At 66.0% G+C, this 15,896-nt stretch carries 15 protein-coding genes; 12 read left to right on the forward strand and 3 right to left on the reverse strand.

Annotation, left to right across the window (positions count from 1 at the left end; genetic code table 11):
* Nucleotides 1-27: 27 nt before the first annotated feature.
* From OG203_RS44835 to OG203_RS44890, 12 genes are all read left to right on the forward strand, one after another.
* On the forward strand, nt 28-1,470 hold the full coding sequence (locus OG203_RS44835; RefSeq protein ID WP_405163282.1) for an NCS2 family permease: 1,443 nt from the start codon (nt 28-30) through the stop codon (nt 1,468-1,470).
* Nucleotides 1,471-1,487: 17 nt separating this feature from the next.
* Entirely contained in the window at nt 1,488-2,555 is a 1,068-nt protein-coding gene (locus OG203_RS44840; protein ID WP_405163283.1) for an XdhC family protein, read from the forward strand.
* A gap of 129 nt (nt 2,556-2,684) precedes the next feature.
* A complete protein-coding gene (locus OG203_RS44845) occupies nt 2,685-3,065 on the forward strand; it encodes a gamma-glutamylcyclotransferase (RefSeq protein ID WP_357383995.1) in 381 nt (126 codons plus the stop codon).
* A complete protein-coding gene (locus tag OG203_RS44850; RefSeq protein ID WP_405163284.1) occupies nt 3,062-3,862 on the forward strand; it encodes a hydroxypyruvate isomerase family protein in 801 nt (266 codons plus the stop codon). Before OG203_RS44845 ends, OG203_RS44850 begins: the two co-directional genes overlap by 4 nt.
* Nucleotides 3,859-4,734 (forward strand): NAD(P)-dependent oxidoreductase, encoded by an 876-nt coding sequence (locus OG203_RS44855; RefSeq protein WP_405163285.1) that lies wholly within the window; start codon nt 3,859-3,861, stop codon nt 4,732-4,734. Before OG203_RS44850 ends, OG203_RS44855 begins: the two co-directional genes overlap by 4 nt.
* A gap of 150 nt (nt 4,735-4,884) precedes the next feature.
* Nucleotides 4,885-6,690 (forward strand): glyoxylate carboligase, encoded by a 1,806-nt coding sequence (gene gcl, locus OG203_RS44860; RefSeq protein WP_405163286.1) that lies wholly within the window; start codon nt 4,885-4,887, stop codon nt 6,688-6,690.
* The gene (locus OG203_RS44865; protein WP_405163287.1) at nt 6,687-7,868 is read left to right on the forward strand and encodes a glycerate kinase; all 1,182 of its coding nucleotides are present in this window, start codon (nt 6,687-6,689) and stop codon (nt 7,866-7,868) included. Before gcl ends, OG203_RS44865 begins: the two co-directional genes overlap by 4 nt.
* A complete protein-coding gene (allB, locus tag OG203_RS44870) occupies nt 7,861-9,186 on the forward strand; it encodes an allantoinase AllB (protein ID WP_405163288.1) in 1,326 nt (441 codons plus the stop codon). Before OG203_RS44865 ends, allB begins: the two co-directional genes overlap by 8 nt.
* Nucleotides 9,179-10,207 carry an allantoicase gene (alc, locus tag OG203_RS44875; RefSeq protein ID WP_405163289.1) on the forward strand — a complete coding sequence of 343 codons (1,029 nt, stop codon included), beginning with the start codon at nt 9,179-9,181 and terminating at the stop codon, nt 10,205-10,207. The genes allB and alc overlap by 8 nt, the downstream gene beginning before the upstream one ends.
* 47 nt (nt 10,208-10,254) lie before the next feature.
* Nucleotides 10,255-10,878 (forward strand): class I SAM-dependent methyltransferase, encoded by a 624-nt coding sequence (locus OG203_RS44880; protein WP_405163290.1) that lies wholly within the window; start codon nt 10,255-10,257, stop codon nt 10,876-10,878.
* Between the two features lie 213 nt (nt 10,879-11,091).
* Nucleotides 11,092-11,529, forward strand: coding sequence for a hypothetical protein (locus tag OG203_RS44885; RefSeq protein WP_405163291.1), 438 nt, complete (start codon nt 11,092-11,094; stop codon nt 11,527-11,529).
* 18 nt (nt 11,530-11,547) lie between these two features.
* Nucleotides 11,548-12,294 (forward strand): class I SAM-dependent methyltransferase, encoded by a 747-nt coding sequence (locus tag OG203_RS44890; protein ID WP_405163292.1) that lies wholly within the window; start codon nt 11,548-11,550, stop codon nt 12,292-12,294.
* A 10-nt stretch (nt 12,295-12,304) separates the two neighbouring features.
* Here the strand turns inward: OG203_RS44890 and OG203_RS44895 are convergent, their stop codons facing one another.
* The 3 genes from OG203_RS44895 to OG203_RS44905 are packed head-to-tail and all read right to left on the reverse strand — an operon-like array spanning nt 12,305 to nt 15,827.
* Nucleotides 12,305-13,429 carry a glycerate kinase gene (locus OG203_RS44895; RefSeq protein ID WP_405163293.1) on the reverse strand — a complete coding sequence of 375 codons (1,125 nt, stop codon included), beginning with the start codon at nt 13,427-13,429 and terminating at the stop codon, nt 12,305-12,307.
* Nucleotides 13,426-14,733 (reverse strand): 2-hydroxycarboxylate transporter family protein, encoded by a 1,308-nt coding sequence (locus OG203_RS44900; RefSeq protein ID WP_405163294.1) that lies wholly within the window; start codon nt 14,731-14,733, stop codon nt 13,426-13,428. The genes OG203_RS44895 and OG203_RS44900 overlap by 4 nt, the downstream gene beginning before the upstream one ends.
* Nucleotides 14,730-15,827 carry a tartrate dehydrogenase gene (locus OG203_RS44905; protein ID WP_405163295.1) on the reverse strand — a complete coding sequence of 366 codons (1,098 nt, stop codon included), beginning with the start codon at nt 15,825-15,827 and terminating at the stop codon, nt 14,730-14,732. Before OG203_RS44905 ends, OG203_RS44900 begins: the two co-directional genes overlap by 4 nt.
* Nucleotides 15,828-15,896 lie beyond the last annotated feature (69 nt).

Consider the following 15,896-nt stretch of genomic DNA (forward strand, 5'->3'; position numbering starts at 1 on the left):
TCGGCCATGCCCCGAGGAGGGCACGCCATGACCCAAGTCCAGACCCACTCCTCCGTCCCGGAGCCGGTCACCGGAAGGTCCCCGCTCGACCGATACTTTCGGCTGAGCACCCGCAAGACCACCATCTCCCGCGAAATCCGCGGCGGTATCACCACTTTCGTAGCGATGGCCTACGTTATCCTGCTCGTCCCGCTGATCCTCGGCGGGGTGCAGGACATCGACGGCAACAGCCTGAGCATCGCCCAACTCACCACAGCGACCGCGTTCTCGGCCGGGCTCAGCACCATCCTGATGGGCCTCGTCGGCAATGTTCCGCTCGCCCTTGCCGCCGGGCTCGGTGTGGTTCCGGTGGTCGCCTTTCAGGCGGCCCCGCACATGACCTGGCCGCAGACCATGGGCCTGGTGGTGCTGATGGGTGTGATCATCGTGATCCTGGCCGCGACCGGCCTGCGCACCATGATCATCAACGCCATCCCGTTGTCGCTGAAGAATGCCATCGGCGTCGGGATCGGCATGTTCATCGCGATGATCGGCCTGGTGTCGGCCGGGGTGGTCGGCCACGGTTCGCAGACCGGCCCGCCGGTCACCCTCGGTACCGGTGGTCACCTCGTCGGTTGGCCCGTGGTGATCTTCGCCGTCGGGCTGCTGGTCATGCTGGCGCTGTTCATCCGCAAGGTGCCCGGCGCCATCCTGATCAGCATCACCATCGCCACGGTGCTCGCCATCGCGGTCAACGCGCTGACGAAGATCGACCCGAAGACGTGGGGGCCGGTGGTGCCGGAGACGCCGAAGGGGTTCTTCGCCGCGCCGGATTTCGGATTGCTGCTCAATGTCGACCTGTTCGGCGGATTCGCAAGGGCGGGTGGGATTGTCGCGGGCGCCGTGCTGTTCACCCTGGTGCTGACCGGCTTCTTCGACGCCATGGGCACGGTGTTCGGGGTCTGTGACGAGGCGGGACTGCTCGACGAGCGCGGCACCATGCCCGGCCTCGGCAAGGTGCTGACCATCGATGGTGTCGCGCAGGTCATCGGCGGGATCAGCGGCGGTGCGGGCAATACCGTGTATGTCGAGTCAGCGACGGGCGTCGGTGAGGGTGCGCGTACCGGACTTGCCAGCGTGATGACCGGTGGATTGTTCTGTCTCGCAGTGCTGTTCACGCCGCTGGCGGCGGTGGTGCCGATCCAGGCCGCGGCACCGGCACTCGTGCTGGTCGGCGCGCTGATGATGACCCAGGCCCGCAAGATCGACTGGGCCGACCTCGAGGTCGCGGTACCGGCCTTCCTGACCATCGTGCTGATGCCGTTCACCTACTCGATCACCAACGGTGTCGGCGCCGGCGTCATCGCCTACGTGGTGATCAAGGCGGCGCGCGGCAAGTTCCGCGAAATCCACTGGCTGATCTGGGTTGTCGGCGTCGTGTTCGCCGGTTACTTCGGTATCGCGGCCATCGAACTACTGCTCGGCGGATAGAACGGCGAACAAGAACCATGCGTGATCTCGCGGTAGAACTCCTGCCATGGCACACGGCGGGCAAGTCCTACGCCGTCGCCACCGTCATCGGCGTCAGCGGCAGCGCGCCGCGACCGCCGGGCGCCGCCCTCGCGGTGGACACCGAAGGCGTTGTCATCGGCAGCATTTCCGGTGGCTGCGTCGAGGGGGCCGTGTACGAGCTCTGCCGCGAGGCACTGCGCACCGGACAGTCGATGCGCGAAACCTTCCGGTACAGCGACGACGACGCGTTCGCCGTCGGACTGACCTGCGGGGGCACGATCGAGGTGTTCATCCAGCCGATCACCCCCGACGAGTACGACACGATCGAGGCGCTGCTGCGATCCGCCGAGCCGGTGGCACTCGTCCGCGACCTGAACACCGGCGCCGCAATGGCTTTGGGGCCGTGGTGGACACTCGGGGCGAGTTTCGATCCGGTGGTAACCGCGGAAGCCAGGGCGATGCTCGAGGTAGGCGCTACCGGTGTGCGGGTCATCGGCTGCGGCGAGCGGGAGAGCACGGTCTTTGTGGAATCCTACGTGCCGCCGCCGCGCATGATCGTCTTCGGCGCAATAGATTTCGCGGCGGCGGTGACGCGGATCGGCCGGTTTCTCGGCTATCGCGTCACCGTCTGCGACGCCCGCCCGGTGTTCGCGACGCAGGCGCGATTCCCCGACGCTCATGAGGTTGTCGTGGAGTGGCCCGACCGCTACCTGGCCCGCACCGAGGTCGACTCCCGGACCGTGCTGTGCGTGCTGACGCACGACGCCAAGTTCGATATCCCCTTGCTGGAGAAGGCATTACGGCTCCCCGTCGCCTACGTCGGCGCGATGGGGTCGCGACGCACCCATGATCAGCGGATGGCCAGTCTGCGTGCCGCTGGTCTCTCGGAAGCCGAACTGGCCGTGCTGCATTCGCCGATCGGACTGGATCTCGGCGGGCGCACGGCCGAGGAGACCGCCGTTGCCATCGCGGCGGAGATCGTCGCTGTTCGGCGCGGCGGCTCGACGCGGTCGCTGACGACCAGCGACGGGCCGATCCACCGGGACTTAGTTCCCACCTGGTGAAAGCGTTCGGCTGGAGCATCATACGAAATCGACTTCGGAATGATCGAGCAGCTTTGGGTTGATCTCATCTATCCCGATACCGCGTAATCCCTGCATACTTGGTTAAATTCGACACAAAAGGACCCGATAATGCCGTTGATTTTCCTGAACGGTTCCGCCATGCGCGGCGGGCCGCTCAACCATCTGTTGAACGGTGCGCCGTTCGCCGGTGAAGCGAAAACCGCTCCGCGCTACCGATTCTTCTCGGTCGGCGACCGTTTTCCCGGTCTCGACCCGTCGCCGGACGGCGGCTACTCGATCACCGGCGAACTGTTCGACGTGCCACTCGACGTGCTCCGCGAACACCTCCTACCTGCGGAACCGCCCGAGCTGGAGCTCGGCGCGATCGAGCTGGACGACGGCCGCTCGGTCCTGTCGATGGTGCTGCGCCGACCGCCGACGTCGTACCCGGAACTCATCGACATCACCCGCATCGGCAGCTGGAAGAAATACCGCGAAGGAGCTGAGTGAAGCATTACGAAGGGGAGTCCGGTCTCCCGAAATTCGACGTCAATTGCTCTATTCTATTCACCGACCTGCCATTGCTCGAGCGTCCGGCCGCTGCCAAAGACGCCGGGTTCGAAGCGGTCGAATTCTGGTGGCCCTTCGGGGAAGATCCGACGCCGGGCGATAAAGAGATCGATGCATTCGTTCGCGCGATCGATGATGCCGGTGTGCGGTTGGTCGGACTGAATTTCATCGATCTGATTCCGGTGGGTCGCGGCCTGGTTTCCGTCCCCAGCGAGATCGCCCGGTTCCGCGACAATATCGAGGTGGCGGTCGGGATCGCCGAACGCACCGGCTGCCGCGCGCTGAACGCCTTGTACGGCAACCGCATCGCGGGCGAGGACCCGGTCGAGCAGGACGATCTCGCCCTGGAGAACCTGCGCCTCGCCGCTCGCGCCGCCGCCCGGATCGGCGCCACCGTGCTGGTCGAGGCGCTGAATGCCCATGAGTCGCCGCACTATCCGATCGTGCGCGCCGAGCAGGCCGTGCGCGTGCTCGAGCAGACCGGCGAGCCGAACGTGCGCTTCCTCTGCGACCTCTACCACCTGGCCCGCATGGACGAGGACCTGATTCAGGTGATCAAGAGCTACGCGCAGTACATCGGCCATGTACAGATCGCCGATGATCCGGGTCGCGGCCGTCCGGGGACGGGCGATCTCGACTTCGACACGCTGTTCGAAACACTCAGCGCCGCTGGCTATGACGGCTGGATCGGCCTCGAATACAAAGACCCCGAGCTTGATTGGACGTGGATGAAATGAGCAAGATCGGTTTTATCGGCCTCGGGATCATGGGCAGCCCGATGGCGGGGCACCTGGTCAAGGCCGGGCACGAGGTAACCGGGTACGACATCGGTCCCAAGGGTTTGGAAAAGCTCAAGGAGGCGGGCGGTTCCGCGGCCGCCAGTGTCGCCGAGGCGGTCCGGGACAAGAACATCGTCATCACGATGCTGCCGCAGGACGAGCAGATCGAGGAGGTCTTCCCCGACATCGTCGAGCACACCGTCCCCGGCACGCTCTACATCGACTTCTCCACGATCACCCCGAAGACCGCCAAGTGGACCGCCGAGCAGGGCAAGAAGAACGGGCTCCGAGTGCTCGACGCCCCGGTCAGTGGCGGGGAGAACGGTGCGATCAACGCGGCCCTGTCGATCATGGTCGGTGGGTCCGCGGCCGACTTCGCCGCCGCCACACCGATCTTCGAGACGGTGGGCAAGACCTTCGCGCTTGTCGGCAATCACGGCGCTGGCCAATGCGTCAAGGCCGCCAACCAGCTCGTCGTCGGTGGCACGTATGCCCTTGTCGCCGAGGCGATCCTGCTGATGGAGAACCTGGGCGCGGACGCGGCCAAGGGCCTCGACGTGCTCGCCGGTGGGCTCGCGGGCAGCAAGATCCTCGAGCTCAAGCGCGAGACCATGCTCGCCCGCAACTTCGTGCCCGGCTTCCGAATCGACCTGCATCACAAGGACATGGGCATCATCCAGCAGGCCGCCCGCGAGGCCGGGGTGGCCATCCCCATGGGCGCGCTGACCGCCCAGCTCATCGCCGCGGCGAGGGCCATGGGCTACGGCTCGCTGGACCACTCCGGGCTGCTGCTGGTCGCGGAGGCGCTGTCGGGCAAGGGCGAAGCATGAGGGTGCACGCCATGCCAAAAACGCTCGCGCTCCACGAGGAATGCGGTATCCGGCTGCCCGACGGCTGGATTCGCAGCGACAAACCTGCCGACAGTGCGGTGTTGCACCCGATGCGGTCACGCAGTACACGCCAGAACGAGGAGGGTTGACATGGCACGGATGCGTACCGCGGATGCCGCGGTGTTGATTCTCGAAAAGGAAGGCGCGACACAGGCGTTCGGTCTGCCTGGTGCGGCGATCAATCCGTTCTATAGTGCGATGCGCGCGCATGGCGGGATCAAGCATGTGCTGGCTCGTCATGTCGAGGCTGCTTCGCATATGGCCGAGGGTTATACCCGTGCTACTGCAGGCAATATCGGTGTGTGCATCGGCACCTCGGGTCCTGCGGGTACGGATATGATCACCGGGTTGTATTCGGCGAGTGCGGATTCGATTCCGATCTTGTGTATCACTGGTCAGGCGCCGGTGGCCAAGTTGCACAAGGAGGATTTTCAGGCTGTCGATATCGCCTCGATCGCTGGGCCGGTTGCTAAGTGGGCGGTCACTGTGCTGGAGCCCGCGCAGGTGCCGGGTACTTTTCAGAAGGCGTTCCGGTTGATGCGTGAGGGTAGGCCGGGACCGGTGTTGATCGATCTGCCGATCGATGTGCAGCTCGCTGAAATCGAGTTCGACATCGAGACCTACGAGCCGTTGCAGGTGCATCGCCCGGCCGCGACGCGGGTTCAGGCTGAGAAGGCGATCGCGATGCTCAATGCGTCTGAGCGTCCACTGATCGTCGCGGGTGGTGGCATCGTGAACGCCGATGCTGCGGAGCTGCTTGTCGAGTTCGCTGAGTTGACCGGTGTTCCTGTGGTGCCGACTTTGATGGGCTGGGGCACGATCCCCGACGATCACGCGCTGTATGCGGGGATGGTTGGGCTGCAGACCTCACATCCCTATGGCAATGCCACGATGCTCGAATCGGATTTCGTGCTCGGTATCGGTAATCGGTGGGCCAACCGGCATACCGGTGGTGTCGAGACCTATACCAAGGACCGCACTTTCGTGCATGTCGACATCGAGCCGACTCAGATCGGTCGAGTCTTCGCTCCGGACTTCGGCATCACTTCGGATGCCGGTGCGGCGCTGAAGGTGTTCATCGAGGTCGCTCGCGAACTCGCCGCGGCGGGACAGTTGCCCGATCGCGGTGATTGGGCGGGGCAGGTGCGGGCACGAAAGCAGCTGGGTCAACGCAAAACCCATTTCGACAACGTGCCGATCAAACCTCAGCGGGTCTACGAGGAGATGAACAAGGCGTTCGGACCCGAAACCCGTTACGTCAGCACTATCGGTCTTTCTCAGATCCAGGCGGCACAGATGCTGCACGTCTACAAACCGCGACACTGGATCAACGCGGGCCAGGCCGGGCCGCTCGGCTGGACCCTGCCCGCGGCACTCGGTGTCGCAACGGCCGATCCGGACGCGACAGTGGTGGCACTCTCGGGCGATTACGACTTCCAGTTCCTGATCGAGGAATTGGCTGTCGGCGCGCAGTTCGGCATTCCGTATATCCATGTGCTGGTGAACAACTCGTACCTGGGTCTGATCCGGCAAGCACAGCGGGCGTTCAGCATGGACTATTACGTGCAGCTCGACTTCGACAACATCAACAGCCCCGAGGTCGGTGGCTACGGTGTGGATCACGTCAAGGTGGTGGAAGGGCTGGGCTGCAAAGCAATTCGTGTCTTCGATCCCCAAGACATCGGCCAGGCCTTGGAAGATGCGAAGAAGCTGATTGTCGAGCATCGGGTGCCGGTGGTCGTCGAATGCATCCTCGAACGCGTCACCAACGTGTCCATGGGCTTGGAAATCGACAATATCGTCGAATTCGAGGAACTGGCGCTGTCCGCCGCGGACGCGCCAACAGCCACCGTCGCCATCGAACCGGAACCGGAACCGGTCGGAGGCGGCAGGTGAGCGGGCCGGACGCTTCGCTCTCGACAGCGGTGCGCGGCGGGTGGCGCGATGGACATTGCGTCGTCGCCCCCGACAAGTTCAAGGGGTCGCTGACCGCGCCTCAGGTCGCCGCGCACCTCGCGACCGGACTCCGCCGGGTTCGCCCGGACATCCCCGTCGTCACCATGCCGGTGGCCGATGGGGGCGACGGCACGGTCGACGCCGTCGTGGAGTCGGGCTTCGTCCGCTTCCAGACGAGTGTCGCCGGTCCGCTGGGGTTACCGGTGGCGGCCTCGTTCGCGATGAGGGGCGAGGCGGCCGTGATCGAGCTCGCGGAAGCGTCCGGCCTGCGTCGGCTGCCTATTCGGCCGACCTTCCAAACCGCCATGACCGCAACCAGTTACGGCACCGGCGAACTGATCCGGGCGGCCGCCACCCGCGGTGCCCGCAGCGTGGTGCTCGGGCTCGGCGGCAGCGCGTGCACGGACGGGGGAGTCGGCATGATGTCCGCGCTCGGCGTCCGATTCCTCGACGACCATGGTCGCGAGCTGCCCCGCGGCGCTGCGGCGCTGACCAGGTTGGCGCGCATCGATGCCAGCGACATGCTGCAGGTGCCGGTGATCGTCGCCTCCGACGTGGACAACCCACTGCTCGGCCCGCGCGGCGCCGCACAGGTCTACGGCCCGCAGAAGGGCGCGCGGCCCGGCGATATCGACGAATTGGAATGGGGCCTGGCACGTTTGGTCGCCATCGTCGAACGCGACCTCGGTGCCGATGTCGCGGACCGGCCGGGCGCGGGCGCCGCGGGCGGTGTCGGCTACGCCGCGCTCGCCTTCCTCGGCGCGACCGTGCGGCCGGGTATCGACATCATCCTCGAACTGATGTCCTTCGCCGAGCAGGTCGCGGGGGCGCGGCTGGTGATCACCGGCGAGGGCTCCCTCGATCCGCAGACCCTGCACGGCAAAGCGCCGGTCGGGGTCGCGCGGGCCGCGGCGGGTGCCGCCGTGCCGGTCGTCGCGGTGGCCGGGCAACGCTCGCTCAGCGGCGAACAGTTGCGTCGCGCGCACATCGAGCAGGCGTACGCGCTGACCGACTTCGAGCCCGACCCCGAGGTCTGCATGGCGAAGGCAGGACCCCTGTTGGAACGGCTCGCCGGTGAGATCGCCGGAGCCTGGCTGGGAGCGAGTGCTCATGCATGATCTGGTTATCCGGTCCCGGCGGGTCGCACTGCCGGGGGGAATTCGCGCGGCCTCGATCGCCGTGCGGGACGGCAAGATCGCCGCACTGGCGGACTACGACGCCGTGCTCGCCGCGGCGGCCACCACCGACCTCGCCGACCTTGTCGTGCTGCCAGGCCTGGTGGATTCGCATGTGCACGTGAACGAGCCGGGGCGTACCGAGTGGGAGGGTTTCGCCACGGCCACCAAGGCCGCCGCGGCCGGCGGGGTGACGACGATCGTCGACATGCCGCTCAACTCGCTGCCGCCGACGGTCACCGTGCCCGACCTGGCGACGAAACAGGCTGTGGCGGAAGGGCAATGCCATGTCGACGTCGCCTTCTGGGGCGGTGCGATTCCCGGCAACCTGGCATCGCTGCGGCCGCTGCACGAGGCGGGCGTTGTCGGCTTCAAATGCTTCCTCTCACCGTCCGGGGTCGACGAATTCCCGCCGCTCGGGCTCGGCGAGGTGGAGCAGGTGATGCGCGAGCTGGTTGCGTTCGACGGGCTGCTCGTCGTGCACGCCGAAGATCCGGTGCGCCTGCATGATCCGGTCGACGGGTCGTACCGGGCGTTCCTGGATTCGCGCCCGGGAGCAGCGGAAAAGGCTGCGGTCCAAGAGGTTATCGCGCTCGCCGAACTGACCGGCGTGCGTGCGCACATCCTGCACGTCTCGGCGGCCGCCTGCCTGGAACCGCTCGCGGCCGCGCAGGCGCGCGGTGTCCGGATCACCGCGGAAACCTGCCCGCACTATCTGACCCTCTCGGCCGCCGAGGCGTCGTCCACCGCGTTCAAGTGCTGCCCGCCGATTCGCGACGCGGGCAATCAGGACGCGCTGTGGCAGGGCTTGGCCGACGGTGTGCTGTCGTGCGTGGTCTCCGACCATTCACCGTGCACGCCGGACCTGAAAGAGGGCGATTTCGCGACCGCATGGGGCGGTATCTCGTCGCTGCAGATCGGCCTCCCCGCGGTGTGGACCGCCGCCGCCGAGCGCGGGTTCCGGCTGACCGATGTGGTCCGCTGGATGGCCGCCGCGCCCGCCGAACTGGCCGGTTTGCCGCACAAGGGCCGGATCGCCGTCGGCTGCGACGCCGACCTGGTCGCCTTCGACCCGTGGGCGCCGATCACCGTCGATCCCGGCGCGCTGGCGCACAAGAATCCGATCACACCCTACGGCGGCCGCGAACTGCGCGGCCTCGTCCACGCCACCTGGCTCCGCGGCCGCGTCGTCGGTAACGGCCACCCGCCCGCCGGAAGCCTTATCTCCTTGCACCCCAACCGGATAGGGAACAATGTCTGACTTCACCAGCCTGCCCGACCTGGCGCTGCGCACCAACCGCGCCGGTGTGATCGCCGCGAGCGACGAGTCGTTCGAGGAACGCGAAAACCTCATCAACCCTTGGCAACCCCGCTTCGCCGAGCACACCTTCGGCCCCAAGGGCCAGGAGTACGACGGCTGGGAGACCCGCCGCCATCGCGGCCCAGGCCACGACTGGGCCATCATCCGGCTCGGCATGCCAGGCGTGATCCGCGGCGTCGTCATCGACACCGCCTGGTTCAAGGGCAACTACCCGCCCTTCACCTCGATCGAAGCCTGCCGCGCACCCGGCTATCCGGCACCGTCCCAACTGGATTCAGCCGACTGGGTGGAAATCGTGCCGCGCAGCGCACTGGGTGGTGACGCGAAGCACGAGCTGCCCGTCGCCGACGACCGCATCTTCACCCACGTCCGCCTCAACATCTACCCCGACGGCGGCGTCGCCCGTCTGCGCGTCCACGGCGAGGTGGTCCCGGACCCGACCCTGCTCACCGGCCTCACCGTCGACCTGGCCGCCCTCGACAACGGCGCCCGAACCGTGGCCTGCTCCAACATGTTCTACTCGGCCCCCGACAACATGCTCTCGCCCGGCTTGGCCCGCAACCAGGCCGAAGGCTGGGAGACCGCGCGCCGCCGCGACACCGGAAACGATTGGGCCGTCATCGAACTCGCCGCCCAAGGCGTGCCAGCGCTGATCGAACTCGACACCAGCAACCTGCTGTTCAACGCCCCGGGGGAGACTCGGATCCTCGCCATCGATCATCAAGGGCCAGAACCCCTTCCGCCCACGGACGATCCCGCCTGGTTCGAACTGCTCCCCAGAACCACCCTCCAGCCCGACACCCCGCACCGCTTCCGCCTCGCACCGGCCAGCCGACCGGCCACCCACGTCCGCGTCGATATCTACCCGGACGGCGGCATCGCCCGGCTGCGGATCCTCGGCGCGCTGACGCCGGACGCCGAGCGCGAGCTGAACTCCCGGTGGCTCTCCGACAAGCGGTGACCGGATATTGAGCGGCGATCCGCCGCAAGCGGTGCGACGATGCTCTGATGGATGTCGATGACGACCCGAAGGAACTCGTTCGGTTGGGATACGACGTGCTGTCGTCTCGTTACGACGAGGCGTACGGCGCCGAGACGAAGTACGAGGTGTGGTTGACGGAGTTGTGCGACCACATCCCGGTCGACGGCGTCGTCCTCGACCTCGGTTGCGGGTCCGGACTTCCGGTCGCCCGCGCCCTGACCGCGGCAGGACGACGCGTCGTCGGTGTCGACATCAGTGCGGTTCAGATCGACAGGGCTCGGGACCTCGTGCCCGAGGCCGAATTCATCCGGTCCGATGCGGCGGATCTCGATTTTCCCGCCGACTCGTTCGACGCCGTCGTCTGCTTCTACGCGCTCATCCACATGCCGCTCGACGAGCAATTCGCCGTGCTGAACAAGATCGCGACGTGGCTGCGGCCCGGCGGCTGGTTTGTCGGCACGACCGGCCACACCGCGTGGACCGGCACCGACGACAACTGGCTCGGCGGCGGTGCCACGATGTGGTGGAGTCAGGCCGATGCCAGCACCTATCGTGACTGGCTGACCCGCGCGGGACTGACGATCACCCGCCAGGAGTTCGTTGCCGAAGGCGACACCGGACACGCACTGTTCTGGGCCTCCGCCAGCTGAGGGTGCGTCGTGGGGGAGGTATCGCAGCTACTCTGAAAGCTTCGCAATGTCCGACCCGTGCTGAGCGAATCACCTTACGGCTCAAGGGATCTGGGTGTAAGCGTCGCCGTCGTTCGCGAGTGAGATCGATCATGTCGCAGGTAGTGTGCATGGTGGGTGCGGCTCGGCCGCGGCCCGGTACGTAGCTTCAAAATCGAGGGGGAATCAGCTGTGATGACAACGTATACGAGTGGGCGTCTGCGTCGGCTTGGTCTGGGTGCCGCGGCGGCCGCCGCGGCTATGGTGCTCGCCGCTCCTATCGCTGCCGCGGATCCCCCGGTGGGGCATGACGCGCCACTGACGGTGTCCTCCGACCATGGTCAGTGGTCGGTCGGTTCGACCTATGCATTGACGGTCACAGCGACCCCGCCCGTGGAGGGGACGGTCAGATTCTGCATCAGTGGCAATGGCTACACGACCTGTTACAACCCGATTCCGACGCAGAACGGCATCGCGACCATGCAGTGGACGCCGACCAGGCAAGGCGCATACGAAATCAACTCTGACTACACCATGAAGACGGAGTCCGGCGGGAAGCTGGTCCTCGGGGCTTCTCATCCGACTATTCTCGTCTACTGCCCCGGCCACCAGGGGTCGTCGTGGGATTGCTGACCGCGCCGGGGTGCGACGATGACCGTCTATGACGCGACAGGTCGGACGTATTCGCTGACCCGACAGCCTGATCCGCGCATCGAAGACGCGATTGCCGATGCGCTGCGCGGCATGGAAACGGTACTGAATATCGGCGCGGGCACCGGTTCGTACGAGCCGGACCAGACGGTGCTCGCGGTGGAACCCAGCCAGGTGATGATTGCGCAACGCCCGGCAGGCGCGGCATCGGCGGTCCGTGCGACCGCCGAACACCTGCCGGTGCTTACCGGCTCGGTCGATGCGGCGCTCGCCGTGCTCACCATCCATCACTGGTCCGACCTCGAGCGTGGCATCGTCGAGATGGTTCGAGTCGCCCGGCGCCGCATCGCGATTCTCACCTGGGATCACGCGGCGTTCCGGCAGTTCTGGTTGGTTCGCGACTATCTACCGGCGGCCGCGGAAACGGATGCGAGACTCAGCGTCTCGCTTACCCGGCTCACGGCATTGTTGAAAGATCCTGAGATACAGATCATCCCGGTTCCGCACGACTGCGTAGACGGCTTCGGGGGCGCCTATTGGCGCAGGCCCGAGGCGTATCTCGACGAGACAGTCCAAGCGGGCATGTCGATGTTGGCACTCACCCCGAAACCACTTCTGCGAGAGGGGTTGTCGCGGCTACGAGCGGATCTGGAGACCGGCGCATGGCACACCCGCTACGCCGAACTCCTCGATCAACCGCACCTCGATCTCGGATACCGGCTCGTCACCGCGGACCTGCCTGGCTGAGCGGCCGAAATCACTGAGCGCGGGTCGACTCCAGCAACCGTGAGTGCCCGATCTGGCAGCCGATCCGCACGAGTAAGTCGGCTGTCAGCGTGGGATCGCGCGCGGTGTCCCGATCGGTGTAGTCGGTAAGCGCGTAGACGTCGGCAAAACCTGTTCTACGCGTTCGGGGGATCTCGTTGCGTCCTGCAACGGCAATAACGGGAATGGGTTTCGCGCGCCGGGCGACGGCCACGGCCAGTTTGCCGTGCTCGGTCTGCGCGTCGAGGCTGCCCTCACCGGTGATGACCAAGTCAACGTCAGCGCAATGACGATCGAAGTCGAGCAGGTCGAGGAAGAATTCCGCCCCAGAGGTCATGCGAGCGCCGAGCAGCAGAGCTGCGAATCCGAGCCCACCCGCGCTACCCGCACCAGGCGTCGCGGCAAGATCCGCCGCCTCGGGAAAACCGCTGCGGGACAACATCTCTACCATACGGCGAAGCCCTCGATCGAGCAGCCGCACCTCTGCCGGATCGGCTCCCTTCTGCGGACCGTACACAGCCGCGGCCCCTTCAGGCCCGGTCAGCGGGTTGGTGACATCACAGGCGACCACAAGGTCCACCGCCGGTAAGCGGACGGCCGCAGAGGTATCGATCGCAGCGATATCGAGCAGCGCCCGGCCGCTCGGCGGCAAGATCCGCCCGGAGCCGTCGATGAAGCGAAACCCCAGGGCGGTAAGCAGTCCCATACCCCCGTCGGTACTCGCACTGCCACCGAGCGCCAGCACCACGCGCCGCGGCGACAACCGCAGCGCCTGCCGAACCGCCTGTCCCAGACCGAGACTCGACGCATCGAGCGGCTGCTTCCGCGCACCGGGCAGGGTAGCCAGTCCGCAGGTATTCGCGACCTCGACGACGACGGTGTCGCCACGGACCGCCATCCTGCCGCGCCGCGGTGTTCCCATAGCACCCGCGACGGTGTACGAACGCCCGGCGAACCCAGCCGCGACGGCGGCAGCCACACTCCCGTCACCACCATCGGCAAGCGGCAGCCGCACGCTGTCGACACCGGACCTCGCAAGACCAAGGGCGAGCCATCCCGCGACCTCGGCCGCGGTCAGGCTGCCCTTGAACTTGTCCGGCGCGATCAACACCCTCATCCTTCGAACACCCTGATCAACGCCGCCGCCGAAATGACGGTGGTCACCCCGCCGATCCGCGTCGAGATCTGCGCGAACGGCATCAGATTCATCCGATTCGAGGCCGAAAGTATTGCCACATCACCGGTTCCGCCGAGCCCGCTGTGACACACCGTCACCAGCGCCGCGTCGACCGGATACATGCCGATGGCTCGCCCGACCCAGAATCCGGTGGCCGCCATCGCGACAACGACGGCGATGCAGGCGGCCACATAACCCACCGAGATCACCCCCATGATGTTCTGCAACGGCAGGTACAGCATGCCGAGACCGATCATGGTCGGATAGATGAAGTAGCGCGCGATGACCGTGTAGATGCCGCGCACGCTGTCCTCGACGGCGGCGGGGAAGACGCCGAACAGCTTGCAGAGCACCGACATGATGATCACCAGCACCGGCGCGGGCAGGTGCACGATCTGCTCCAGTAGCGTGGCCAGCACGAACAGGCCGCAGATGAGCAGAACGCCCAGCGCGTGATTGCGACCGGGCGCGGCGATGTCGGGCCGCGAAACCGGCGCGGCCGCAGTGACATCCGGCGCCGCGACCTTGACCAACCGACCCCCACCGTCGAGCTGCGGTCGGCGATCACCGAGCCTGCGCAAGAGCCCCGCGAGGATGACCGCCGCGATATTCCCGATGATCGCCGCCGGAATCAGTTCCGCGACATAGCTTCCCGATTCCCCGCCCAACGCCGACGCGTACGCCGAGGACAGCGGAATGACCCCCTCACCGATGCCGCCGCCGATAATCGGCACCACGATATAGAACAACGCCCGATGAAAGCTGTATCCGAACGTCATCGCGACACCGATCCCCACCGACACCGCGACCACCGTCCCGAGCACGAGCGGCGGAAAGATGCGAATCAGTCCGCCGACCATCACCTTTCGGCTCATCCCGAGGATGCTGCCGACCACCAGCGTGCTGATGACGAAGTAGAGGAAGTTGGCCTCCTTCATCAAGGCGTTCACGGCGGACAACGTGTTCGCGTTGAACACGCTGAAGTACACCAACACCGACGGCACCATCAGACAGATCAGTGCGCCGCCACCGATCTTCGAGATGACCGGCAGCCGATTGCCAAGCGGCCCGAGCAGCATGCCGAGCCCGACGATCACGGCAAGCCCGCCGATCATGTTCTTCGGTATGGCGTCGAAGACGCCCGCGGCGAGCACCCCCGCGGTGAGGATGATCGGGACTATCAGCGGGATTCCGTCGAGTGTCGGCAGTGTGAACGACCGCGAGGTCTTGGCTTGCAGACTCATGATCGGGCCATCGATGTCGCGGACTCGAGCTGCTTGCGCACCTGTCCGCCAACGGAGTCCGTCGTTTCGTCCCCGCCCATGTCCGGCGTCAGCGCCGGCTTCCCTTGGGCGAGTACCGTTTCGACGGCCGCCAGCACGGCATCGGCTGCGGCCTGCTCGCCGAGGTGCTCGAGCATCATCGCCCCGCTCCAGATCTGCCCGATCGGATTGGCGATCCCCTTTCCGGCAATGTCGGGCGCGGACCCGTGCACCGGCTCGAAAAGGCTCGGAAACAGCCGCTCGGGGTTGATGTTTCCGCTCGGTGCGATCCCGATGGTGCCGGTGCACGCGGGACCGAGGTCGGAAAGAATGTCGCCGAAGAGATTACTCGCGACGACAACATCGAACCAGTCGGGATGCAGCACGAAATTAGCAGTCAGAATATCGATGTGATACTTGTCGACATCGATATCGGGATAGTCCATCGCCATGGCAGCGACACGTTCATCCCAATAGGGCATCGTAATGGAAATCCCATTACTCTTTGTCGCCGACGTGAGATGCCGCTTCGGCCGCCGCTCGGCGAGTTCGAAGGCGTACTTCAGGATTCGATCGACCCCGGTTCGTGTCATCACCGTCTCCTGGACCACCGTTTCCCGATCGGTGCCCTCGAAGATCTTGCCGCCGATGCTCGAGTACTCGCCCTCGGTGTTCTCCCTGACCACATAGAAGTCGACCTCGCCTGGCCGCCGTCCGGCCAGCGGGCTGCTGATGCCACGCAACAACCGGACCGGTCGCAAACTGACGTACTGATCGAAATGCCGCCGGAACTGCAACAGGCTGCCCCACAGCGAAATGTGGTCCGGCACAACCTCGGGCCAGCCGACCGCGCCGAAGAAGATCGCGTCGAACCCGGCAAGCTCATCGAACCAGCCGTCCGGCAGCATCGCGCCGGTCGCCGTGTAATAGTCCGCGCTCGCGTAGTCGAACTCGGTGAATTCGAGTCCGAAGTCGAATGCGGCCGCGGCGGCCTCGAGTACTCGAACTCCCTGCGGCACGACTTCTTTGCCGATGCCGTCGCCTGGAATGACGGCAATGCGATGCGTTGAACCCATCGTCGCGTTCTCCGATCTCGTTGATAGCGCCCCGGTTTCGGTGCTGAGGGGCCGATCACAACGGTAGGC

The organism is Nocardia sp. NBC_01499, from assembly GCF_045040275.1.
Classification (GTDB): domain Bacteria; phylum Actinomycetota; class Actinomycetes; order Mycobacteriales; family Mycobacteriaceae; genus Nocardia.

Bases quoted from the DNA above. Each gene is read 5' to 3' on its own strand.
- OG203_RS44835 (WP_405163282.1), top strand. From the start codon at position 28: ATGACCCAAGTCCAGACCCACTCCTCCGTCCCGGAGCCGGTCACCGGA.
- OG203_RS44840 (WP_405163283.1), top strand. From the start codon at position 1,488: ATGCGTGATCTCGCGGTAGAACTCCTGCCATGGCACACGGCGGGCAAG.
- OG203_RS44845 (WP_357383995.1), top strand. From the start codon at position 2,685: ATGCCGTTGATTTTCCTGAACGGTTCCGCCATGCGCGGCGGGCCGCTC.
- OG203_RS44855 (WP_405163285.1), top strand. From the start codon at position 3,859: ATGAGCAAGATCGGTTTTATCGGCCTCGGGATCATGGGCAGCCCGATG.
- gcl (WP_405163286.1), top strand. From the start codon at position 4,885: ATGGCACGGATGCGTACCGCGGATGCCGCGGTGTTGATTCTCGAAAAG.
- allB (WP_405163288.1), top strand. From the start codon at position 7,861: ATGCATGATCTGGTTATCCGGTCCCGGCGGGTCGCACTGCCGGGGGGA.
- alc (WP_405163289.1), top strand. From the start codon at position 9,179: ATGTCTGACTTCACCAGCCTGCCCGACCTGGCGCTGCGCACCAACCGC.
- OG203_RS44880 (WP_405163290.1), top strand. From the start codon at position 10,255: ATGGATGTCGATGACGACCCGAAGGAACTCGTTCGGTTGGGATACGAC.
- OG203_RS44885 (WP_405163291.1), top strand. From the start codon at position 11,092: ATGACAACGTATACGAGTGGGCGTCTGCGTCGGCTTGGTCTGGGTGCC.
- OG203_RS44890 (WP_405163292.1), top strand. From the start codon at position 11,548: ATGACCGTCTATGACGCGACAGGTCGGACGTATTCGCTGACCCGACAG.
- OG203_RS44895 (WP_405163293.1), bottom strand. From the start codon at position 13,429: ATGAGGGTGTTGATCGCGCCGGACAAGTTCAAGGGCAGCCTGACCGCG.
- OG203_RS44900 (WP_405163294.1), bottom strand. From the start codon at position 14,733: ATGAGTCTGCAAGCCAAGACCTCGCGGTCGTTCACACTGCCGACACTC.
- OG203_RS44905 (WP_405163295.1), bottom strand. From the start codon at position 15,827: ATGGGTTCAACGCATCGCATTGCCGTCATTCCAGGCGACGGCATCGGC.